Origin of the sequence: Aquitalea sp. (assembly GCF_030150775.1) — a bacterium.
In the GTDB taxonomy this organism is placed as follows: domain Bacteria; phylum Pseudomonadota; class Gammaproteobacteria; order Burkholderiales; family Chromobacteriaceae; genus Aquitalea; species Aquitalea denitrificans.
In genome coordinates, this window is the sequence record NZ_JASLFG010000003.1 from 105,848 (window position 1) to 129,057 (window position 23,210).

The following is a 23,210-nucleotide window of genomic DNA, read 5'->3' on the forward strand; positions in this document are numbered from 1 at the left end:
CATGAAAAACGGCCACAATCCAGTGGCCGTTTTGTATTTCGCCCGACACCTGCGCAAATCAGGACATGTAATTGAACAGCGACAGGTTGGTAACCTTGTTGTACACCAGCTGGCTGTATTTCAGTGAGGTCTGCGTCTGGGTAAAGCTGGTGATCGCACTGGGCATGTCCAAATCCTGCAGGTCGCTGATACCACTCTTGTACTGCAAACCCAGCTGCGTGCCCATATCCTGCACACTTTGGTTTTCCTGTCGGCGCGCGCCGATGGACGCAATATTGGTTGACAGGTTTTTCTGGGCGGTATCCAGCGCAGAAACGATATTGCCCATGTCCGTGCTATAGGTGGCGGGCTTGGGGTTCTGTGCCAGCAGATCGTTAAAGGACTTGAGTGCATCAAATATCGCGGTTGGGCTGCTGGCATTGCCAAAGACATTGCTGCCGGCATCGGAAATCTGCATATTGCGCGAGGCGCTGATCGGCACATTGCGCTGGCCGGTATCGCCCTGATAGGTTGCGGCATACGTTGCATCCAGCACAAATGGTGGCGTATCCACCTTGTTGCCGCTGAACAGATAATTGCCCTTGCCATCGGTGGCGTTGGCATAACCGGTCATTTCGGAAATGCCTTCCTGCACCTGCTTCTGGATCATCAGCAGCTGGTCTGACGACAACACGGTATTACCAGCCTGAATGGCAGCCGCCTTCAGGCTGGTCAGCAGATTGGAAGCATTGGTCAGTTGCGATTCGGTCAACGACAAGGTGGATTCAACCGCCTTGGTATTGGTGATGTACTGCGAATTCATGCCATCAGACTGGTTCAGCTGCAAGATGCGTGCAGCCGCCACCGGGTCATCCGCAGGGGTTACCACCCGCTTCTGGGTATCAAGCTGTGACTGCAGCGATTGCAACTGCGACTGCAGCGACTGCATGTCGTAGGTGCCGGTCAAGTAGGAAGTAGCGGTACTGATTCTCATGATTCAACCCTCGCCTCAGCCACCCATTTGCAGGATTTGCTGGAATAGTGTCTGTGCAATCTGGAGAACCTTGCCAGATGCCTGGTATGCCTGTTGGTACTTGATAAGATCAGCGGCTTCCTGATCCATATTCACCCCGCTGACATTGGAGCGCGAGGTGGTAGCCTGCTGCAGCAGGGTGGTTTGCGACGCAGCAGCCAGCTTCACCGTATTGGTAGCATTACCCACATAGCTGACCGTGGTGGAATAGTAGGTCTGGAAAGACTGTAGGCCGCTATTGGTGCCGTTTTTGTTTTCATCCACGATTTTACGTGTCTGCATGCCTATCATCTCGCCCAGATTGTTACCGTTGCCAATCACGGCAGTGCCGGTAGGTACTGGGGAGACATTGATGGCCATGCCGGCCTTCATCTGGCCGGACAACTGGAACTTGATCCCCAGATCATTGGCAGGCGTGGCGCTGTCCACCAGCTTGTAGCCATTGGAGACCGTAGGGTCCGGCACCACATTGAAGGTCTGGCCGTTGTCCGGACCACCGGTCAATGTTGCCGTAATGCTGGTGGCGCTGGTGGCATTGATGGTCATGCCGGTCAGGCCGGTTACCGGATGAGTCGATACCGAAGGCGGCGTCGAAGTATTGGCCCAGCCATAGGTACCAGGCATGCTGGCCCACACACCAGACAAGGTAACGCCGCTACCCGCAGGTGTAATGCCGCCAGCCCCCAGCTGCAGGGAGGAAGACGCCGCCAGCTTGGACGGATCAGCCAGCAGCAGCTGCATATTGGCGACGGCATCCTGCGGATGGGAAGCGTAGCTGCTCATATCGGAAAAGATCAGTCCACCCTGATTACCCGACAGGTCCCGACCCAGTTGGTTCTGGTAGTTCATTGCCGTGGTGAAGTCGATGGCCAGCGTCCCCAGCTTCTGCTGAGTTGTCAGCAAGGCACCGTCGCGAAAAGACATATAGCCAGCCAACTGACCACCGGACAAGGCGGTGCTGGGCACAACCGTATTGCTGCCATTTGCATTGGGATAGGTCACCTGCACATTCTGCGGATTGGCCGGATCATTCTGGGTACCCAGCTTGGTAAACTGGTTGCCCATCACCAGTGCCTGGCCATTACCGATGAATACGCTGTATGTTCCGTCCGACTGTGGAACTGCCTTGGCAGTCACCAGCTTGTTCAACTGCTCCATGGCCTGATCGCGCTGGTCCATCAGATCATTGGGCTGCTGCTGGCTGTTGCCGGCGGCGGCGGCGGCAATCTGGCCATTCAGATCGGCAATATTCTGCGCCAGCGCATTAATGCTGTTCACTGTGCTGGTAATTTGCGAGTTGACCCCGGCCTGCATCTGCGTCAGGTTGTTGCCGATGGCAGTGAAATTGGATACCAGCGCCTGCGACATATTGACCACGGTCTGACGGCTGGGAATGGACGACGGGTCCTGCGACAGCGTCTGCAAACCGCTATAAAAACTCTGGAACGAGTTGCTCAGGCCGACAGTCGGGTCGGACAGCAGGTTGTTGATCTGGTTAAGCTGTGACAGTTGGCTGGAATAATAATTGCTGCCAGATTGCGCAGCCAGCACCTGGGAGTCGAGGTAGCTGTCGTAGATGCGGCTGACGCCGGTGATGTCCACGCCCTGCCCCAGATAGCCAAAGCCTTCTTGCTGCGGCATACGTGCCGCCTGACTCAGTATCTGGCGGTTGTAGCCGGGGGTGTTGCCATTGGCAATGTTCTGGCCGACAACAGACAGCGCGGTTTGCGCTGCATTCAGGCCACTAACGCCAATGGAAAAAATATTCGAGCCCATCATCACCTCTCTGCTGTCTTATCGACCGCAACTGCTGAAACTTTAATCAAGACCGAACTGCTTGTTGTGCCAGCGAGGCTGCCACATCCACCAGTTTGCGGGCATAGCGCGGATCAGTGGCATAGCCACCGTTTTGCAGCCCTTGGGCAAAGCCGGCGACATTGCGTCCCTGGTTGAGTGCTGCCTGATACCGCGGCGAGTCTTTCAGCATGCGCGCATAGTCACTGAAGGCATCGGCATACGAATCGTAGGAGCGGAATTTCTCCACTTTCTTCTGCGCGGTGCCGTTTACATATTCGGTGGTAGTGATACTGGTGGATTTGCCCTGCCAGTCACCCGTTGCCTTGATACCGAACAGATTGTGCGAATCACTGCCATCGGCATTACGAATGGCACGCTTGCCCCAGCCGCTTTCCAGCGCTGCATGTGCCACCACGAATTCCGGTGCCACCCCCAACTGGGCGGCAGCCGTACGCGCATGTGGCAACATGCCCTGCACAAAACCCTTGCCATCGCTGCTACCCGTACTGCTACTTGCCGGGATGCCAGTAGCGCTACCAGCGGTTATCGCTTCGTTCTGTGCGGCTTGATAGGCCTTCAGACCGCTGGACTGACTGAAACGGGCCGGCAATACCGGACCGGATGAAGCTGGGCGTAACGCTGTTGCATCCTGTCCCGGATCGAAACCGGCTTGCTTGGCAATTTGCTTGTACACCAGATTGGCAATTCCCATACCGCCAGCACGACTGAGTGACTGCACCATCTGCTGATCCAGCATGCCGCGGTAGGTATCCATGTCTGAATCCTGCTCGTCGTCAAACTTGGTCTGGCGCATGGTTTTGAGCATGGTACCCATCAGCAGGGCTTCAAACTGTGACGCAGCTTCCTTGGCAGCCCCTTTGGGATCCTTGGCCATACGCGAACGCAGACTGGACATCTGGGTAGGATCTACCGCCAGTTGCTGGTTCATGGCATCGGCTGCCGAATAGGTATTGGAAAACTGCGTCGTCATTTATCGCTCCTTGCCCGCCTACATAGCAAAAAGCGGGCCAATACAAAAAGGCCCCGCAAGCGGGGCCTTTTCAGCAATTAACACCGGGCTCAGATAATCTGCAGATCCGCCCTCAGCGAACCGGCTGCCTTCATTGCCTGCAGGATGGAGATCAGGTCTTGCGGGGTTGCCCCCAGAGCATTGAGCGCAGAGACAACCTGGTTGAGATTGGCGCTCTTGGCCACTTTCAGCACCTTGCCGCCATCGCTGGTGACACTGACATTAGCCTGATTGGTGGCCACGGTCTGACCACCGGACAAGGCTGGTGGCTGGCTGACCTGCGGGTTGTTGCTGATGGTGACGGTAAGGTTGCCATGGGCAATGGCGCAAGGTTCCAGCTGCACGGCCTGGTTCATCACGATGGAGCCGGTTCGGGCATTGATGATGACCAGAGGGGAAACTTCTGCCGGGTCAACGGCAAGATTTTCCATCCGCGACAAAAATTGTACCCGCTGATTGGAATCAAAAGGCGCACGGACTTCCACCATGCCACCATCCACCGCACGAGCAGTGCCACTGCCAAAAGCCTTGTTGATGGCCTGCACCACGCGATTGGCCATGGTGAAATTGGCTTCCTGCAATTCCAGGTTGATGAATTCGCCACTTCCCAGCGCGGTAGGCACTTCGCGCTCCACCGTGGCACCACCGGCGATACGCCCCACACTGAGCTGGTTGATCTGTGCCTTGCTGCCTCCGGCAGAGGCTCCCGCTCCGCCAACCAGTACATTACCCTGGGCCATGCCGTAGATCTGGCCATCCGCACCTTTTAGCGGCGACAGCAGCAAGGTGCCGCCACGCAAGCTTTTGGCATCGCCAATGGACGACACCGTCACATCCAGCGCCTGCCCCTTGCGGGCAAACGGCGGCAGGGTTGCGGTAAGGCTGACTGCCGCCACGTTCTTGGGGTCAACCTTGGTACCCGGCGGAATCTGCACGCCCAGTTGGGTCAGCATGTTGGACAGGGATTGGCCGGTAAACGGCGAAGAAGTCACCTTGTCACCGCTGCCATCCAGCCCTACCACCAAGCCATAGCCCAGCAATTGGTTGGAGCGCACACCAGCGATATTGGTGATGTCTTTCAGACGCTCAGCCGCCAGCACTTGCGCCCCCAGCATCAGGCAAGTCAATGCAAGCAGGAATTTTTTCATGATGTCATCCAGTCCTGGCCATCAAATGGGAATGATGCTGAGGAAAAACTTGGCCAGCCAACCCGGCTCATTATACAGGCGGTTATTACCCTTGGTTTCCTGCTCGATACGAGCATCGGCCACCTTGAGCGAGGACACCGAACGATCGGCGGCGATGTCCCGCGGATTGACCACACCGGACAGACGGATGGATTCGGTATCGCCATTGATGCGCACCACCTTTTCGCCGCTGACAATGAGATTGCCGTTGGACAGCACTTCAATCACCGTCACGGTGATTGAGCTGACAAAAGTAGTGGCCACCTGGTTGGTTCCCTTGCCGGTGTTGCTGGCCGAACCGCTACCATTGAGCGATGCCCCCAAGCCCTTGGTGAGGCTGCCGGGAACGAAGGGCAGCTGCATGCCGCTGGAGATGGTGTCCGACAAGGCCGAAGAACGGGTGGCCGTGGTTTGTTCCGACTGCGAGGTGGAGGACTTTTCCTGGATGTTGATGGTAAGCGTGTCACCCACCAGCGCCGGCATCTTGTCCTCGAACATGGCACGGTAGCTGCCCGACTGGAAGATGGAGCCATTGGCAGGCAAGGTGGCGGCCTGCGGCTGCGGTCTAGCCGTCATCGGCAGGGTTACCAGCGGGGGCTCTTGGGCTGCACACCCGGCCAGCACGGCCACCAGGCCCAGCATCATCCATTTCAGTATGTTCATCTTGCCCCTCCTCCTAGCTCGCGTACCGGTTTGAAACGCGATTCCAGCCCTTAATTGCTCCCTGCAAAACTGCGGGATAATGCCTACAGGGCATTGCCTGCGCGGCTGCCGGGTATTATCTGCCTTACATCTGCGTCAGTTTCTGCAGCATCTGGTCCGCCGTGGTGATGGCCTTGGAATTCATTTCAAAAGACCGCTGGGCGGTAATCATGTTGACCAGTTCTTCAGTCACATTCACGTTGGAGCCTTCCAGAAAGCCCTGCATGACCTGTCCGCGGCTGTCGGTACCCGGATCGCCATCCTGCGGATCGCCCGAGGAGGCACTTTGCAGGTACAGATTATTGCCCACGCTCTCCAGACCTTGCGGGTTGATGAAGGTGGTGAGCTGGATGGTGCCGGCAGTTTGCGGTGCCGGATTATTGGGCAGGAAGTACTGCACCACACCAGCGGTGGAAACGGTAATTTGCGAAGCCGTGCTGGGAATATTGATATTGGGGTTCAGCTGATAACCATCGGAGGTAACGATGTCGCCGCTGGAGTTGCGCTTGAATTCGCCATCGCGGGTGTATGCCGTAGTACCATCCGGACGCTGGATGCGGAAGAAACCATCACCGGTGATGGCCCAGTCCAGCGGCTGGCTGCTTTGCGTCATATTGCCCTGGGTGAAGTTTTTGGCTGTGGCTACGGCAGTGGCACCGGTACCAACCTGCAAGCCGGTCGGCGTGGTGCTGCCATCAGCCAGCTGTGCACCCGGCTGACGCAGGGTCTGATAGTACAGATCCTCGAAAATGGCGCGCCCACGCTTGAAACCGACGGTATTGACGTTGGCCAGGTTGTTGGAGATCACATCCAGGTTGAACTGGCTGGAATCCATCCCGGTTTTGGCAACATAAAGCGCACGCATCATAGCGGTGTTTCCTCAGAATTCTTGTTTGTTTTCAGTATGGCGGGGTGCGGCACTTAGCCCATGGCCAGCAGTTGGGTGGCTTTCTGGTCGTTCTGGTCAGCATTGGTCATCAGCTTGATGTTCATGTCGTACTGACGACCATGGGAAATCATCTGCACCAGACTTTCCACGGCATTCACATTGCTGGCTTCCAACGTTTCCGGCACCAGCTTGACGTTGGTATCTGCCGTGGCATTGTCACCGCTATTCATGCGAAACAGCCCATCCGGACCTTTGTACACTTCCTTGTTACCCGGATTGACCAGCTTGATCTGCCCCAGCAGCTGCGGTGTGCGATCCTTGCCATTCTGCGGCACGCCCACCACCGAACCATCCTGCCCCAGTTGCACCTGATAGCCGGCAGGAACCGTGATGGGGCCGCCATCACCGCTGATGGGCAGACCACTGCGGGTACGCATCATTCCGTTGGCGTCCAGAATATAACCACCATCGCGGGTATAGGCTTCGCTGCCATCCGATGCCTGTACGGCAAAGAAGCCGGGAGAACCCAGAGCGAAGTCGCTGGGGCTACCCGTGTGCATAAGACTACCCTGGCTCATGTCATGGCCAATGGTATTGTCGACCACATAGGTACGGGTGGGAGCGCCCGGTCCGACTACCGGCAAGGCGCGGAAAGACGCCAGATCGGCCTTGAATGCGTTGGTATTGGCATTGGACAGATTATTGGCCGTGGTTGCCTGCTGCAAATCGATATGCTTGGCACCGGTCATGGCCAGGTACAACATCTTATCCATTGATTCCCCGCTTCCTCAGGCTGCTCTGTTCAGTATTGATTACAGATTGATGATGGTCTGCATCAAGGTGTCTTCGGTCTTGATGGTCTGGGCGTTGGCCTGATAGAAGCGCTGCGCCGTGATCATGTTGACCAGCTCCGCCGTCAGGTCGACGTTGGAATCCTCCAGTGCCTGCGATTGTACGGTACCGGAATTGCCCGAGCCCGGCGCATTGTAGGCCGGTACACCGGATGCCAGCGTCTGCTGCCAGCGGTTGCCGCCTTCGTTCTGCAGGCCTTGCGCATTGGTGAAGGTGGCCAGGGCCACCTGCCCGATGATCTTGTTCTGACCATTGGAAAAGCTGGCCATGATATTGCCGTGGGTGTCGATATTCATGCTACTCAGCGTGCCCGGCGCATAGCCATCAACCGTTTCGGTCGGGGTGCCGGAAGCCTGGGCCACCTGAGTGGAGCCAGTGTAATCAATGCTCAGGGTAACCGGCGAGGAAGAACCATTTACCGGCGTGGGGCTGAAGGTGACACTAAACGGCGTGGTATTGGTCAGGTTGCCGGAGGTGTCGTAATTCATGGTATAGGTGTTGGTGCCACTGGCCGGATTACCATCCACATAGGCAGTCACCGTCCACGGCGTGCCAGTGGCGGTTGCCGTTCCCTTGACGTAATACAGGGTCAGATTGTGCTGATTACCCAGGCTGTCGTACACCTGTGCCGCATTGGACCAGTTGAAGGTATTGGTATTGGTCGGATTCAGCGGGGTGACGGTAGGCGTGGTCAGACGCGAATCGACGTTGACACCCATGGTGACCTTGGTGGTGGCTGCCGGCGAAATCAGGTTGGTCTGCAGCTTGAGGTCGGTCACCGGGCCCTGGGTTACCACGCCGTTATTGGCCATCCAGCCTTGCAGGCGATCGTTGCCATTGACGATGTAACCATCCTTGTCCACCTGGAACTGGCCGTTACGGGTATAGGCCAGCGAGCCGGTGGTGGAGGTGGGGTTCTGCCGCATGATGAAAAAGCCATTGTTGTTAATGGCCAGATCCAGGCTGCGGCCAGTGGGCGTGATGTTGCCGGCACTGAAAGACTGGGTCACCGCATTCACCTGCGAGCCGATACCGGCACTGGTATTGGCTACGCCGTAAAAGCTGGTGGAAAACAGATCACTGAACTCGGTACGCGAACTCTTGAAACCCACCGTGCTGGCATTGGATACGTTGTTGCCAATGGTATCCAGCTGCGAGGATGCCGAATTCAGACCACTCAGACCTTGTTGAAAACCCATGTTGCTACTCCCCGAAACCTGATTGCACTAATGACCTGGATTTAAGACAACTGCGCCACGTTGGCCAAGCCGACGCTGGTACCGTCCTTCATGATCAGCTGCGGCGAACCGCTAGCCCAGCTGACTGCGGTCACCGCCTGATTGGCATAGGGCGTTGCCGTGACTGCCGTGCTACTGGCGCTGGTAGCCTGTGCGCTGAAAGTGTATTTGCCGCTGGGCAACTGATTGCCATTGGCATCCTTGCCATCCCAATTGAAGGAATTCAGACCCGTGCTTGGGCTCTTCACCGTAAGCGTATCCACCACATTGCCGTTGGCATCCTTGATGCTGACGGTGTAGTCGGTGGCAGCACCACTGAGGCTTACCGCACCCTGCACCGAGCTGCCACTGGTCATATTGAGCGCACTGCCAGGCACCAGCGCCTGCTTGCCAATCATGGAAGCCGCCATCAGCGACTGATTGGCTGCCTGCGACTGCACCAGGCTCTGCATGGCGGTGTTCAGGGTCTGCATGCCGGAAACCTGGCTGATCTGCGCCATCTGACTGGTGATCTGGCTGTTGTCCATCGGATTCATCGGATCCTGTGCCTGCAGCTGGGTTACCAGCAGCTTCAGGAAACGGTCCTGAATCCCCTGCGCACTGGTGTCAGTGTTGGCATTGGTCGAGCTGGTACCGGTGGCACCACTGGAGCTGCCATTCAGTACTGCATACGGATTGGACGAGGAATTAACCGAGCTGGTCATGGCACTGGCCTTTCATCACTGGCCCAGCTGCAGGGTTTTCTGCAGCAGGCTCTTGGCGGTATTCATCATTTCCACATTGGTCTGATACGAGCGCGAAGCGGAAATCATGTCTGACATTTCCTCGACCGGATTGACATTGGGCATGTTCACATAACCCTTCTCGTCCGCCAGAGGGTTGCTGGGGTCATACTTCAGGCGCGGTGGCGTCTGGTCTTCCACGATGGAAGTCACCCGCACGCCAGCCACCTGCGGCTGCGATGCATTCACCGGCAATGCGGTAAATACCACATGGCGCCCCTTGTAGGGCTGACCCGTGGAGCTGGTGGCGCTTTCCGCATTGGCAATATTGCTGGCCACTACGTTAAGCCGCATGGATTGTGCCGTCAGCGCAGAACCGGAAATGGCAAAGATATTGGCTAGCGACATGCTTACTGACCTCCGGTAATGGCGCTGTTCAGGCTGGAAATACGCTTGCTCAGGAAAGTGAGCGTGGACTGGTACTGCAGCGCGTTATCAGCAAAGGCCGCACGCTCCACATCCATGTCCACCGTGTTACCGTCCAGGCTTTGCTGCACGGCATTGCGATACTGCACCGAGGGCTTGCCGGCAGCACCAGCAGCATCGCCCGGCAAATGACGGGCATCGGTCACATTCATCGCCAGCTTGCTCTGACCACCCTGTGCCGACTGCAATGCCTGCTTGAAATCGAAATCCACAGCCTTGTAATTGGGGGTATCGGCGTTGGCGATATTGCTGGCAATGACTTCCTGGCGGTAAGCGCGCAGATTCAGCGCTCGCTGCTGAAAATCGAATTCCTTGCCAATCTTGTCCAACATGACCGTTTCTCCCTGGATGCGTCCCGATCCATAGCAGGAATCATGCCAGCAATGGAAAAACCCGTAGATGCCTGATTTTATTGACTGAAACACATGCAACACCCCATCCATCACCAGACTGGGCTGCACAGAGCGGCAAGTTTTGCCGCCGCTCATTACCGGCTGCCGCCACCGGCAAAAACAAGGCCGCCGACACCTGATGGCATCGGCGGCCTTATCTGATAACAAAGGGCACACTGCACGCCCTGGCGCTGGCTCAGTCGGCGCGCACCTCAAAATCGTGCGTAATGTCAGCGGTCTTGCCCAGCATGATGGAAGCCGAGCAGTATTTTTCTGCCGACAGCTTGATGGCACGTTCCACCACTTCCGGCTTCAGTTCACGCCCGGTCACCACAAAATGAAAATGGATTTTGGTGAACACCTTGGGTTCGGTATCGGCTCGTTCGGCTTCCATTTCCACCCAGCAGTCCGTCACCTGCTGGCGCGACTTCTTCAGGATGGAAATCACGTCATAGCTGGTGCAGCCGGCAGTCCCCAGCAACAGCAATTCCATTGGTCGCGGGCCCAGATTGCGACCACCGCCTTCCGGCGCTCCATCCATCACCACCGCGTGACCGCTGCCGCTCTCACCCATGAAACACACGCCATCCACCCATTTCAGCCTTGCTTTCACTGCCTGTCCCTTCATGTTTTGTTGCGCGCTGATGCGCCAGATCGCCACAGACTATCATTCCCGATTTGGGCAGACAAAGATTAGCCGGTAAAATGGAAAGATTGCCCTGTTATAAAGCCATCATGCTGGTACTTGGAATCGAATCATCGTGCGACGAAACCGGCGTTGCACTGTACGACCTCACGGCGGGCCTGGTTGCCCACCAACTGCATACGCAAATGGCCATGCACGCCGAATACGGTGGCGTGGTGCCAGAACTGGCCAGCCGCGACCATATCCGCCGCGTCATCCCGCTCACCGAAGCCTGCCTGGCCGACGCCGGCAAAACCCTGGCCGATGTGGATGCCATTGCCTACACCCAGGGCCCCGGCCTTGGCGGTGCGCTGATGGTGGGGGCAAGTGTGGCCAATGCGCTGGCCTTCGGCCTGAACATTCCGGTGATTGGCGTGCATCATCTGGAAGGTCATTTGTTGTCGCCGCTGCTGGCCGACCCGCGCCCGGAATTCCCCTTCATTGCCTTGCTGGTTTCCGGCGGCCACACCCAGCTGATGGCAGTGCATGGGATCGGCCAGTATGAAGTGCTGGGCGAAACGCTGGACGACGCCGCCGGCGAAGCCTTTGACAAGACGGCAAAGCTGCTGGGCCTGCCCTACCCCGGCGGCCCGCTGCTGTCACGCCTGGCAGAAGAAGGCGACCCGACACGCTTCAACCTGCCGCGCCCCATGCTGCACAGTGACAACCTGGACATGAGCTTCTCCGGCCTGAAAACCGCCGTGCTCACCCTGAGCAAGCAAGTGGAGGCCGAGCACGGCCAGATTGACGAGCAAACCCGCAAGGACATTTGCCGCGCCTTCCAGGAAGCCATTGTCGAGGTGCTGGTCAGCAAATCGCTCAAGGCGCTGAAACAGAGCGGCATGAAAAAGCTGGTGGTAGCCGGCGGTGTCGGTGCCAACAAACAGCTGCGTGCCGCGCTGGATCAGGCCGCCAGCCGCCGCAAGCTGGAGGTGTACTACCCGCCGCTGGCGCTGTGCACCGACAATGGTGCCATGATTGCCTTTGCCGGTGCCATGCGCCTGAAACACGCCACCGCACCGGGCAGCTACTCCATCAAACCGCGCTGGGATCTGTCCACCCTTCCCGCTGCTTAATATCCCGTCGGCACAGCGCGCTGTGCCGCGCAGAAACCCGACATGATCCAATTGAAAAACCTCAGCCTGCGTCGCGGGCTGAAAGACTTGCTGGTCAACGCCAGCCTCACCCTCAACCCGGGGTATAAAACCGGCCTGGTCGGTGCCAACGGCGTGGGCAAGTCCAGCCTGTTTGCCCTGCTCAAGGGTGAATTGCACGCCGATGCCGGCGATGCCGACATTCCCAAGCAATGGGTGATGGCACACGTGGCGCAGGAAACCCCGGCACTGGACACCGCCGCCATCGACTATGTGCTGGATGGCGATCAGGAATTGCGCCAGCTGGAAGCCGAACTGGCCGCCGCCGAGGCAAGTGACGATGGCAGTGCCATTGGTCATCTGCACGGAGAGCTAGCCCGCATCGAGGCCTATTCCGCCCCGGCCCGCGCTGCCAAACTGCTGACCGGCCTGGGCTTTGCCGTGGAAGCGCACCGCAACCCGGTGAAGAGTTTCTCCGGCGGCTGGCGCATGCGGCTGAACCTGGCCCAGGCGCTGATGTGCCGCTCCGACCTGCTGCTGCTGGACGAGCCCACCAACCACCTGGACCTGGAAACCGTGCTGTGGCTGGAAGACTGGCTGCAAAGCTATCCGGGCACCTTGCTGATCATCTCGCACGACCGCGACTTCCTGGACAGCATCTGCAGCCATATTGCCGAAGTGGCCAACCAGACCCTGACGCTCTACACCGGCAATTACAGCCAGTTTGAAACCATGCGCGCGGAAAAACTGGCACGCCAGCAAGGCGAGTTTGACAAGCAGCAACGCCAGATTGCCCATCTGGAATCCTTCATCACCCGCTTCAAGGCCAAGGCCAGCAAGGCCAGGCAGGCACAGAGCCGGGTAAAGGCGCTGGAAAAGCTGGAGCGCATTGCCCCGGCCCATATTGCCTCGCCGTTTGATTTCCATTTCGACAGCCCGGACAACCTGCCCAACCCGCTGCTGCGGCTGGACAAGGTGGATATCGGCTATGGCAGCAGCACCATCTTGCGCGGGCTGTCGCTGTCGGTGGAAGCCGGCAGCCGCATCGGCCTGCTGGGGGTGAACGGTGCCGGTAAATCCACGCTGGTGAAACTGCTGGCGGGCGATCTGCCGCAGCAGGCTGGCGAGGTGATCAAGGCGCAAACGCTGAAGATTGGCTACTTTGCCCAGCACCAGCTGGAAACCCTGCGCGAGGTTGAATCGCCGTTGCAGCACATGCAGCGGCTGGCCCCGACGGTGCGCGAGCTGGAACTGCGCAGCTTTCTGGGCGGTTTCAACTTCCGTGGCGACAGTGCCACCGATCTGGTCGGCCCGATGTCCGGTGGCGAAAAAGCCCGTCTGGCGCTGGCGATGATCGTCTGGCAAAAGCCCAATCTCTTGCTGCTGGACGAACCCACCAACCACCTGGACCTGGAAATGCGCCACGCACTGACGCTGGCCTTGCAGGACTTCTCCGGTGCGCTGATTGTGGTTTCGCACGACCGCAGCTTGCTGGAGTCCACTACCGATCTGTTCTGGCTGGTGAGCGACGGCACGGTCAAGCCATTTGATGGCGATCTGGAAGACTACCGTCAGTGGCGGCTGTCCCAGCTTGCCGAGGGCAACAAGCCCTCCAGCGGTGACGCCCAGTTGGTCAACCGCAAGGAACAAAAGCGCCAGGAAGCCGAAGCCCGCCAGAAACTGGCCCAGCTGAAAAAACCGCTGCTAAGCAAGCTCACCAAGCTGGAAAAGCAGCTGGAACAGCTGAGTAGCGAGAAAAACCAGCTGGATGCCTTCATGTCCGGTGAAGAAGCCTACTCCGACGCCAACAAGGGCAAGCTGGCCGAGGCAGTCAAACGCCTGGGCGTGGTCAGCAGCGAACTGGCGCAGGTAGAAGAAGACTGGATGCTGCTGCAGGAAGAGCTGGAAACGCTGGAAAACAGCAGCACGCAGGACAGCTGAAACCGGCTAACAACAAGGACTGTGGCCATGACTGCCATGACATGGTCCTTGCAGCTGGCTGCAATTATCCACAGCAATCAGCGGATAACTCTGTGGATAAGTATTGAACAAATAAAAAAAGTCTTTTGCCGTGAGCTACTTGCTGGCACTGCCTAGAAAAAAGGCAGAACCGGACAAAATGGTCAGCTATTCGCTCTTATCCTCAGCACGCTAATACGGCAAATCAACAACTAACTACAAGCTGTTGTTTTTATTTGATTATTTATATTTTTCATTGACAGGTAATTGTCCATATTCTGAATAAAAATACCATATGGATACCCACTTACCAGCCACGGTTCACCACGCTGCCGTACAGTGATCAAGCCAGCAGTTTTCCCGGATTCATGATGCCATTCGGATCAAATACCGCCCTCACCCCGCGCATCAGCGCAATATCCGCTGCCGAGCGCGTCACCGCCAGATAGTCACGCTTTAGCAAGCCCACGCCATGCTCGGCCGACATGCTGCCGGCAAACTCAGCCACCAGTGCAAACACCTGCTCATTCACCTGCTCGCAGGCATGCTGGAAATCTGCCAGCGCCCAATCAACCGGCTTCAGTACATTGATATGCAGATTGCCATCGCCGATATGGCCGTACCACAACACCTCGAAATCCGGATAGTCCCGCGTCAACAAGGCTTGTAGCCGGGTAACAAACACCGGTAGCTGGCTAACCAGCACGGAAATATCATTCTTGTACGGGGTAAACGGCGTAATGGCAGCGCTGATGCCCTCACGCAAGCGCCACAGCGCCTTGGCCTGCTGCTGCGACTGTGCCAGCACGCCATCGGTCACCCAGCCCTGCTCCATACAGCGGGAAAACTGCTGCAGGGCCTGCTCTTCGGCATCCGGTGTCGGGGCTTCCAGCTCCAGCAGCACATAGAAAGGCTGCCGCTCTGCCAGCGGCGCTGTTGCATGCTCAGCCGCCAGCACATGGGTCAGTGCCAGATCGGAAAAGAATTCGAAGGCCTGCAGCGTGAGCGCGCTGCGGAAGGCGTGAAACACCGCCATGATGTCTTCCAGCCTGGGCAAGGCCAGCAATAGCACCGTGGTGGCCGGCGGCGGATCGGTCAGGCGCATGGTGGCTTCTACCACCAGCCCCAGCGTGCCTTCCGAGCCGATGAACAGGTGACGGAAGTCGTAGCCGGTATTGTTCTTGGCCAGGCCCAGATTGCACTCCAGCACTTCGCCGCTACCGGTCACCACCGTGAGGCCGGCCACCCACTCCCGCGTCATGCCATAGCGCACCACCCGGATACCGCCTGCATTGGTGGCGATATTGCCACCGATCTGGCTGGAGCCACTGGAGGCAAAGTCCACCGGGTAGTAAAGACCGTTGTCGGTGGCAAACTGCTGCAGCGCGGCGGTGATCACCCCGGCCTGGCAGCGTACGGTGCGCGCCAGCGGATCAAAACCGTCAATCCGGTTCATGCGCTCCAGCGACACCACTACCTCGCCCTGCGCGGCAACAGCACCGCCAGACAGGCCGGTACGGCCACCAGAAGGCACAATGCCCACACCGGCCACATTGGCCCAGCGCACCAGCGCCTGCACTTCTTCAATACTGACGGGAAACACGATGGCCGCTGCCTGTGGCGTGGTGTAGCGCGTCCAGTCCTGGCCATAGCGTTTGCACATGTTGGCATCAAGATGGATGCGGTCGACAGGCAGAATGGCTTGCAGGCTGGTCAACTGGGAGACGGTAAGCACGGGGCGCTTTCGGTAGACAAGAAATTCGGCAGACCGCCAGCCTAGCACAGTCGTCTGCCATGAAAAAAGCCGCTTCCGGTGGAAGCGGCTTGATCCTGGAGCGCAGTCGCTCAGGCGACGGCTGGCTGTCTTTGCAGCATGGCTACCAGCTCGGCAACCTTGCGCTTGAGTTCGCGGCGATCAACGATCATGTCGATGGCACCCTTTTCCAGCAGGAATTCGGAACGCTGGAAGCCTTCCGGCAGGGTTTCCCGTACGGTCTGTTCGATCACGCGCGGGCCGGCAAAGCCGATCAGTGCGCCCGGCTCGCCAATCACTACATCCCCCAGGAAGGCGAAGGAAGCAGAAACACCGCCCATGGTCGGATCAGTCAGTACCGAAATGAAAGGCAGCTGGTGATCGGTCAGCAATTGCAGCGCAGCACTGGTCTTGGCCATCTGCATCAGCGAGTTCAGGCCTTCCTGCATGCGCGCACCACCGGACGCCGCCACGCAGATGAACGGTGCCTTGGCTTCGATGGCGGCTTGTACGCCACGCACGAAACGCTCACCCACCACCGAACCCATGGAACCGCCGATGAAACGGAATTCAAAGGCTGCCACTACGGCAGGCATGGAGTGGATGCTGCCTTGCATCACCACCAGCGCATCGTCTTCGCCGGTGCTGCTTTGCGCCGCTGCCAGGCGATCGGGATAGCGCTTGCCATCCTTGAACTTGAGAATATCTACCGGCTTGATCTCGCTACCGATCTCGCGACGGCCTTCGTCATCCAGAAACATATCCAGACGCTGACGGGCATTCAGCGGATGGTGATGATTACATTTCGGACAAACCTGCAGATTGCTCTCCAGGTCGGTGTAATACAGTACGGCTTCACATGCCGGGCACTTGCTCCACAGCCCCTCCGGTACCGCTGAAGGCTTGTCAGCGCGGGAATCGCGCTTGATCTTCGGCGGCAGGAGCTTGTTCAACCAGCTCATGCTGACTCCTTGCTCAACACAACCAGGCCGAACAGGCCTGGTTGTCAGTAAAACGGGCTGTTGCCACCCCGTTTGCGTGTTCCTTAAAGAATGGCAGCTTTCAACTCCGCTACCAGACCGGTCAACCGCTCTTTGGCAGTTTGTTCTGTAGCCGCCTCAATTTCCTGCACCAGACGGCTCCCTACCACCACCGCATCGGCTGTCACGGAGATGGCCTTGGCAGTAGCGGCATCGCGAATGCCGAAGCCAACGCCGATGGGAACCTGAATATGTGCTCTAAGGGCGGCAATTTTACGCGCTACATCGTCAATGTCCAGATTTCCTGCACCAGTGACGCCTTTGAGCGACACATAATAGACATAACCACGTGCGTGACGGGCGATTTCGCGCACCCGCGCCTCTGGCGTGGTAGGTGCAATCAGGAATACCGGGTCCAGATCGGCAGCGATCAGCGCGGCGGACAGATCGGCCGCTTCTTCCGGCGGGCAGTCCACCGTCAGCACGCCATCCACACCGGCAGCGTGAGCCTGTTCGGCAAAGGCGGTATAGCCCATGACGAACACCGGGTTCAGATAACCCATCAGCACTACGGGGGTGGTGGTATTGCTCTTGCGGAACTCGGCCACCATGGCCAGCACATCGCGCAGGCCCACCTTGTGCACCAGTGCGCGTTCCGATGCGCGCTGGATCACCGGACCGTCGGCCATCGGATCGGAAAACGGCACGCCCAGCTCGATGATGTCGGCACCGCCATCCACCAGGCCGTGCATCAGCTCGACGGTGCGGGACGGATGCGGGTCACCGGCGGTAATGAAGGGAATCAGCGCCTTCTTGCCCTGCAGGGCGGCAAAACATGCAGCAATACGTGACATAAGCCTTCCTTCGCCTTATTACAGCGTGATACCGGCCAGGCCGGCCACGGTATTGATGTCCTTGTCGCCACGGCCGGACAGGTTGACCAGAATCACCTTGTCCTTGCCCATGGTGGGCGCAACCTTGGCAGCCCAGGCCAGCGCATGGCTGGATTCCAGTGCCGGGATGATGCCTTCCAGATGACAGCAGTCGTGGAAGGCTTGCAGCGCTTCCTTGTCCTCGATGGCAACATACTCGGCGCGGCCGATGTCCTTGAGGTAGCTGTGCTCCGGACCAACGCCGGGGTAATCCAGACCGGCAGACACCGAATGGGTTTCCACCACCTGGCCGTTGGCATCCTGCATCAGATAGCTCTTGGCACCGTGCAGCACACCCACACCGGCCCCGCCGGAAATGGGGGCGGCATGCAGGCCGCTGTCAATGCCGTGACCACCGGCTTCCACACCGACCATGCGCACGCCCTCAACATTGATGTAGGGATAGAACATGCCGATGGCGTTGGAACCGCCACCCACGCAGGCCACCACCACATCCGGCTGGCGGCCAGCCACTTCGGGCATTTGCTCCTTGGACTCTTCGCCAATCACCGACAGGAAGTCACGCACCATCATCGGGTAAGGATGCGGGCCGGCTGCCGTGCCCAGGATGTAGAAGGTGCTGTCGACATTGGTGACCCAGTCGCGCATGGCTTCGTTCAGTGCGTCCTTCAGGGTTTTGGAGCCAGACTCCACCGGCACCACGGTGGCACCCAGCAGCTTCATGCGGAAGACATTGGGCGACTGGCGCTTGATGTCCTCGGCACCCATGTAGACAAAACATTCCATGCCGTAGCGGGCTGCCACTGTGGCGGTGGCCACGCCATGCTGGCCGGCACCGGTTTCGGCAATCACGCGCTTTTTGCCCATGCGGCGTGCCAGCAGAGCCTGACCGATGGCATTGCTGATCTTGTGCGCACCGGTGTGGTTGAGGTCTTCGCGCTTGAGGAAGATCTGCGCACCGCCCAGTTGTTCCGACCAGCGCTTGGCATGGTAGATGGGGCTGGGGCGGCCCACATAGTGTTTCAGCTCGTGGCGAAACTCTTCCCAGAAGGTGGGATCAGCCTTGACGCGCTCGTATTCGTTCTTGAGCTCGTCCAGTGCCGCCATCAAGGTTTCGGCAACATAGACACCACCATACGGGCCGAAATGGCCTTTTGCATCCGGAAGATCATACCGCTCCATGCCTTGCTCCTGATATGAACGCTGCCATTCTGGCAGCATCTTTGATTCCCTTGGCTGCTTCCACTCCGCTGGAAACATCCACCGCCGCCGGCCGCACTGCGGCCACGGCTTGTTCTATATTGCTGTCGTCCAGCCCGCCGGACAAAATCAACGGCAGGGACAGGTTTGCTGGCAGCAAGGTCCAGTCAAAGGTGGTACCGGTGCCACCGTGCGCGCCTTCGACAAAAGCATCGGTCAACAGACCGCGCGCATCCGGGTATTGGGCGGCTGCGGCCATAAGGTCCAGCCCGGGCTTCACCCGTACTGCCTTGAGATAAGGCCGCTGGAAAGAACGGCAGAATTCTGCGCTTTCTTCACCATGAAACTGCAGGATGTCGATGCTGCAGGCAGCCAGCACCTCTTCCACCCAGTTGCGCTCCGGGTTCACGAACAGTGCCACCACGCTGACAAAGGGCGGCAAGGCGGCAATCACCGCCTGCGCCTGGGCGATGCTGACATTGCGCGGGCTTTTCGGGTAAAACACCAGACCGATGGCATCGGCACCCAGGCGGGCGGCTTCGGCACCATCTTGCGGGCGGGTAATACCGCAAATCTTGATTCTGACTGTCACTTCATCTCCACAAAGCCAGGCGCGCCGGTTCCGCCTGCGTCGGCAGGGCAAACTGCACGGGATAGCCCACCCCGGTCAGATACAGGCCATCCGGCATGAAGGTGGGCGGTGCCCGGGTCCTGTCGCGTGCCGCCAGCAGGGCTTGCAGGTCAGCCTCATCCAGGCTGCCTTTGCCGACATACAGCAGCGCGCCGACGATATTGCGCACCATGTGGTGCAGGAAGGCATCGGCCATCAGATCGAAACGAATCAGGCCACCCTGCTCGCTGATATCCAGCTGCTGCAAGTGCTTGAGCGGGCTCTTGGCCTGGCATTCGGCAGCACGGAAACTGGAAAAATCATGCTGCCCCAACAAACACCGTGCAGCACGGCGCATGGCATCCACATCCAGTTGCTGGTGATACCAACCCACCTTGCCTGCCAGCAGACAGGGGCGCACCGGGTGGGTCAGCAGGAAATAGCTGTAGGAACGCGAAAATGCCGAGAACCGCGCATGAAAGTCATCACTCACTTCCCTTGCCCATACAACAGCGACTTCCGGTGGCAGCAGCGCGTTGACGCCACGTACCCAGGCATTCAGCTGCCGTTCGGTTGTCGTATCAAAATGCACCACCTGCATGGCGGCGTGCACACCGGCATCGGTTCGACCGGCGGCCAGGGTTGTAATCTTTTGTCCGGCAATCTGGCTGATGGCCTGATTCAATCTGTCCTGGACGGTATTGCCATGCGGCTGAGTCTGCCAGCCGGAAAATGCCCGGCCGTCATACTCGATGCCGAGCGCTATTCTCATGCCCACACCTTACATGCAAAACTTCCCGCAGTCAGCGCACAGGCGACTGTCAGCGGGGCGATAAAGCATCAACTCTACCCTATCCTGCGTGGTTTACGCCATGCCGACATTCAAGAAGCCACGTCCAGCAGCCCTGCTGACAGCAGGCCGTAGCGGCATGAAAAACGGGGATGCTGCTGCATCCCCGTGTCGATTCCCTGCGCCAATAGCTAGACAGTCTGCCCTGCTTCCTTCATCAGCGCTTCGGCGGTTTCCTTGTCGCCCATTTCCAGATACAGCTTGGCCAGCTCCATCTTGTCATTGGCTTCGGACTGCGGCGTGGGGGCCGGAGCCGGCGTTGCCGGGGCTGGTTTGCTGACCGGAGGCTCAAGCTTCACCGACTCGGGAAGATCGGATAGAAAATCCATGTCCAGCATCGGCTCAGCTGCCTGATTCGCTACGCTTTCCAGTTCCTGCTCCCCCAGTGAGGCAAAGGCATCCAGCCCGCTCAAGGCGGTATTCTGTCCGGTAGCTGGCGGCAAGGGAGCCGGACCCGCCGGTTCTTTCTCAATGAAATCCATCGCCAGCGGTTCTTCCGGCGGCGGTTCCAGTGCACCCAGTTCGGCGGCCAGGTCTACCGGCACACTGCCGACATTCTGCGCAGCCGCGGTCATAGGCACATCAGCGGCAGCCTGCACCCTCACCGGTTCAAGATCCAGCGGCGACACTGCCGGAGCCGGGCGCGCATCAAACAGCGGATGGTCTGGCACCAGAGTACGACCGAGTTCGCACACCCGCATCCACAGTGTGCTGTCCTTGCCGAAAATGCCGCGCGCCGTGGTAGCCTCGGCCACAAAGCCATCCTTGTCCGACTGGATTGCCAGCACTTCCAGCAACTTGTAACGCAGATCCTGCCGCATCGGTTCGCGCACCAGGCCTTCACGGAGGATTTCCAGTGCCTGATCGGTACGACCATAGGCCAGATACACCTCGGCTTCCGCGATCAGATCCACCGAAGCCAGATCAATCCCCTCGCCACGCTTGATGCCACTCATCAGGGTGGTAAGCGGCCCCATGGTCAGCAAGGAAGCGTTATCAGGCACCGGCTTTCCTTCGGGCTTGCTTTCCGGCGTGGCAATCTTGCGCTGACGCCGACGCTGAGCCAGCAACAAGGCTGCCAGCGCAGCCACGGCCGCACCGCCAGCAATCATGGTGCTGTTGTTGCGCAACCCCGTCAGCACATCATCGACCAGGAAGCTTGGTGCCGCAGCCTCCTCCGGAGGCTTGACTGCCACTGGCTTGGGTATAGACGCCGGTGCTGCCTTGCTGCTTGCCACTGTGGGCGCAGAAGCAGGGACTTGCGCGGCAACTGGTGCTGCTGGCGCAGCCACGGCAACGCTGGCAGGAGCAGCATGCGCAACGATGGCCTTGTCTGCCGGCTGGCTGGCAACAGCCTTGTTCTGGCTGGCGATGGCAGCAGCACTGGCTTCGGCTGCCTTGGCCAGCTGCAGATTACGGATTTTCTGTTCCAGCTCCTGGGTTTTTTGCTGGGCCTGCTGCAATGCTTGGTCCTGCCGTTGCAGGAGGTTTTTCAGCCTGGCCTCCTGGGCATTCTCAACTGCCTTGCCTGGCGTTACTGCCTTGACTGCCGCGACCTGCGGAGCAGAAGCCACCGGTTTGGCCGCTGATGCCACCGCTTTAGTCTGCACGGCAGGCGGCTTCACCATGGGCTTGAGCGTAATGGTTTCGGGGCCGCCAAGTGGCTTGACCGACGCATCCGCCCTGCTGGCAACAGCCGGGGGTGCCACTTGAGGCTCGGCAGCCTTGGCATGCATGGCTGGTGCGACCGCATTGGCCATGTGCCACTCTGCCGGATACTTCAGTGCCGTCCCGGCGCGCAGGCGATTGACATCACCGGCAATAAAGGCATCCGGATTGCCGCGATACAACCGTCTGGCGGCTTCCGCCTGATTGCCAGCACCCTTCATGCGGGCTGCAATCAGCGACAGGCTATCGCCATGCAATACCCGGTATATCTTCAATGGCTGTGCTTTGCCGACGCTACGCACCGGCTTGTCGGCATCGCCACTATCAGAGGCGTGCTCTTCGACGGTATAACCGTTCGGATCCAACAGCAGCGTATAGCGTTTTTGCGCGTGGACATTGGCAGCGCCCACGTCCAGCCGGAAGGCAAGAAAAGGCTCGGTCAACGGCCGCGTACTGCGCAACAGCAGCATGGATTTTCCAGCGGCAGACCGGGTCAACTGATGGGACATGGAGGCCACCAACTGCAGCTGTTCGGCACTGGGAGCACCCTGCAAGCTGTCAGCAGCCAATGCCACGTGGACATTGTCGGTCTGTTTTACTGCGGTGCCAAACAACTCCAGTTCAGCCACCAGCGGTTCGCCCAGCTTGGACTTTACCTTCAGTTCACCCAACCCCAGGCTGCTCAGACGTGGCATCTGGTCGGGAGATACTGCGGTTTTCTTCACCGTATCGTCGTGACCAGGCTGCTTGTCCTTGCGCGGCGGACCATCCCTCAGATAGTCAACCTCGAACTCGCGCACCAACCGGCCTGCCGGCCAGCTCATTTCCACGGCAAAACGCAACAGGGACTCGTCGAAACGGCTAGGCCCCTTGACCAGAATCTTCTGGATACTGCCATCCGGCTTGCGGATAGCAGAAAACTTCAATACGGAAGCAGACTGACTGTAGGTGGAAACCAGAGGATATTTGTTGCGATCAGCCAGGCTGACCAGCACATTCCCTTGCGGATCCTCGTCTACCACGGGAATTTCCGCCTCGAAAGGCTGACCTTCCGAGGACAGTACGTGGATGGGCCCCAAGCCAGCCAGCGCCGATCCTGCAGAGCCCATGCCAGCCAACAGGATGGCCAGCAAGGTCATGCGATGTCTTGAAGCCATGATACGGACTTCCCTGATTCCTGCTTTGGCAGGTTTTATTGCTAATGAACTACC

The 23,210-nt window shown here is 58.7% G+C and carries 21 protein-coding genes; 2 read left to right on the top strand and 19 right to left on the bottom strand.

Features of this window, described 5'->3' with window-relative positions:
• Nucleotides 1–58: 58 nt before the first annotated feature.
• From flgL to QVF59_RS01295, 12 genes are all read right to left on the bottom strand, one after another.
• Complete coding sequence (flgL, locus tag QVF59_RS01240) at nt 59–973, bottom strand: flagellar hook-associated protein FlgL (protein ID WP_159875651.1); 915 nt, start codon at nt 971–973, stop codon at nt 59–61.
• A 15-nt stretch (nt 974–988) separates the two neighbouring features.
• On the bottom strand, nt 989–2,791 hold the full coding sequence (gene flgK / locus QVF59_RS01245) for a flagellar hook-associated protein FlgK (RefSeq protein ID WP_240902614.1): 1,803 nt from the start codon (nt 2,789–2,791) through the stop codon (nt 989–991).
• Between the two features lie 43 nt (nt 2,792–2,834).
• The gene (gene flgJ, locus QVF59_RS01250) at nt 2,835–3,800 is read right to left on the bottom strand and encodes a flagellar assembly peptidoglycan hydrolase FlgJ (RefSeq protein WP_159875650.1); all 966 of its coding nucleotides are present in this window, start codon (nt 3,798–3,800) and stop codon (nt 2,835–2,837) included.
• Between the two features lie 89 nt (nt 3,801–3,889).
• A complete protein-coding gene (locus tag QVF59_RS01255) occupies nt 3,890–4,987 on the bottom strand; it encodes a flagellar basal body P-ring protein FlgI (RefSeq protein ID WP_159875649.1) in 1,098 nt (365 codons plus the stop codon).
• Between the two features lie 21 nt (nt 4,988–5,008).
• Nucleotides 5,009–5,689: a flagellar basal body L-ring protein FlgH gene (locus QVF59_RS01260; RefSeq protein WP_287876891.1), complete on the bottom strand. Its 681-nt coding sequence runs from the start codon at nt 5,687–5,689 to the stop codon at nt 5,009–5,011.
• A gap of 124 nt (nt 5,690–5,813) precedes the next feature.
• Nucleotides 5,814–6,596, bottom strand: a complete 783-nt coding sequence (gene flgG, locus QVF59_RS01265; protein ID WP_159875648.1) for a flagellar basal-body rod protein FlgG — start codon at nt 6,594–6,596, stop codon at nt 5,814–5,816.
• 53 nt (nt 6,597–6,649) lie between these two features.
• Complete coding sequence (locus tag QVF59_RS01270) at nt 6,650–7,390, bottom strand: flagellar basal body rod protein FlgF (RefSeq protein ID WP_159875647.1); 741 nt, start codon at nt 7,388–7,390, stop codon at nt 6,650–6,652.
• 39 nt (nt 7,391–7,429) lie between these two features.
• Nucleotides 7,430–8,668: a flagellar hook protein FlgE gene (gene flgE / locus QVF59_RS01275; RefSeq protein ID WP_159875646.1), complete on the bottom strand. Its 1,239-nt coding sequence runs from the start codon at nt 8,666–8,668 to the stop codon at nt 7,430–7,432.
• Nucleotides 8,669–8,709: 41 nt separating this feature from the next.
• Entirely contained in the window at nt 8,710–9,411 is a 702-nt protein-coding gene (locus tag QVF59_RS01280) for a flagellar hook assembly protein FlgD (protein WP_287876894.1), read from the bottom strand.
• A 15-nt stretch (nt 9,412–9,426) separates the two neighbouring features.
• Nucleotides 9,427–9,837, bottom strand: a complete 411-nt coding sequence (gene flgC, locus QVF59_RS01285) for a flagellar basal body rod protein FlgC (protein ID WP_159875644.1) — start codon at nt 9,835–9,837, stop codon at nt 9,427–9,429.
• Between the two features lie 2 nt (nt 9,838–9,839).
• Nucleotides 9,840–10,247 carry a flagellar basal body rod protein FlgB gene (flgB, locus tag QVF59_RS01290; protein WP_159875643.1) on the bottom strand — a complete coding sequence of 136 codons (408 nt, stop codon included), beginning with the start codon at nt 10,245–10,247 and terminating at the stop codon, nt 9,840–9,842.
• A gap of 256 nt (nt 10,248–10,503) precedes the next feature.
• The gene (locus QVF59_RS01295; protein WP_159880747.1) at nt 10,504–10,920 is read right to left on the bottom strand and encodes an OsmC family protein; all 417 of its coding nucleotides are present in this window, start codon (nt 10,918–10,920) and stop codon (nt 10,504–10,506) included.
• Between the two features lie 122 nt (nt 10,921–11,042).
• Between QVF59_RS01295 and tsaD the strand changes: the two genes are divergently transcribed.
• Nucleotides 11,043–12,068 carry a tRNA (adenosine(37)-N6)-threonylcarbamoyltransferase complex transferase subunit TsaD gene (tsaD, locus tag QVF59_RS01300; protein WP_287876898.1) on the top strand — a complete coding sequence of 342 codons (1,026 nt, stop codon included), beginning with the start codon at nt 11,043–11,045 and terminating at the stop codon, nt 12,066–12,068.
• A gap of 42 nt (nt 12,069–12,110) precedes the next feature.
• Nucleotides 12,111–14,027: an ATP-binding cassette domain-containing protein gene (locus QVF59_RS01305; RefSeq protein ID WP_287876900.1), complete on the top strand. Its 1,917-nt coding sequence runs from the start codon at nt 12,111–12,113 to the stop codon at nt 14,025–14,027.
• 361 nt (nt 14,028–14,388) lie between these two features.
• Here QVF59_RS01305 and QVF59_RS01310 read toward each other — a convergent pair whose 3' ends face one another.
• From QVF59_RS01310 to QVF59_RS01340, 7 genes are all read right to left on the bottom strand, one after another.
• A complete protein-coding gene (locus tag QVF59_RS01310; protein ID WP_287876902.1) occupies nt 14,389–15,780 on the bottom strand; it encodes a D-2-hydroxyglutarate dehydrogenase in 1,392 nt (463 codons plus the stop codon).
• A 110-nt stretch (nt 15,781–15,890) separates the two neighbouring features.
• The gene (gene accD / locus QVF59_RS01315) at nt 15,891–16,760 is read right to left on the bottom strand and encodes an acetyl-CoA carboxylase, carboxyltransferase subunit beta (protein WP_159875640.1); all 870 of its coding nucleotides are present in this window, start codon (nt 16,758–16,760) and stop codon (nt 15,891–15,893) included.
• 83 nt (nt 16,761–16,843) lie between these two features.
• A complete protein-coding gene (trpA, locus tag QVF59_RS01320) occupies nt 16,844–17,632 on the bottom strand; it encodes a tryptophan synthase subunit alpha (protein WP_159875639.1) in 789 nt (262 codons plus the stop codon).
• An 18-nt stretch (nt 17,633–17,650) separates the two neighbouring features.
• Entirely contained in the window at nt 17,651–18,853 is a 1,203-nt protein-coding gene (gene trpB, locus QVF59_RS01325; RefSeq protein ID WP_287876905.1) for a tryptophan synthase subunit beta, read from the bottom strand.
• On the bottom strand, nt 18,840–19,463 hold the full coding sequence (locus QVF59_RS01330) for a phosphoribosylanthranilate isomerase (protein ID WP_287876907.1): 624 nt from the start codon (nt 19,461–19,463) through the stop codon (nt 18,840–18,842). Before QVF59_RS01330 ends, trpB begins: the two co-directional genes overlap by 14 nt.
• A 1-nt stretch (nt 19,464) precedes the next feature.
• A complete protein-coding gene (gene truA / locus QVF59_RS01335; protein WP_287876908.1) occupies nt 19,465–20,253 on the bottom strand; it encodes a tRNA pseudouridine(38-40) synthase TruA in 789 nt (262 codons plus the stop codon).
• A 209-nt stretch (nt 20,254–20,462) separates the two neighbouring features.
• Nucleotides 20,463–23,156 (bottom strand): type IV pilus assembly protein FimV, encoded by a 2,694-nt coding sequence (locus tag QVF59_RS01340; RefSeq protein ID WP_287876909.1) that lies wholly within the window; start codon nt 23,154–23,156, stop codon nt 20,463–20,465.
• Nucleotides 23,157–23,210 lie beyond the last annotated feature (54 nt).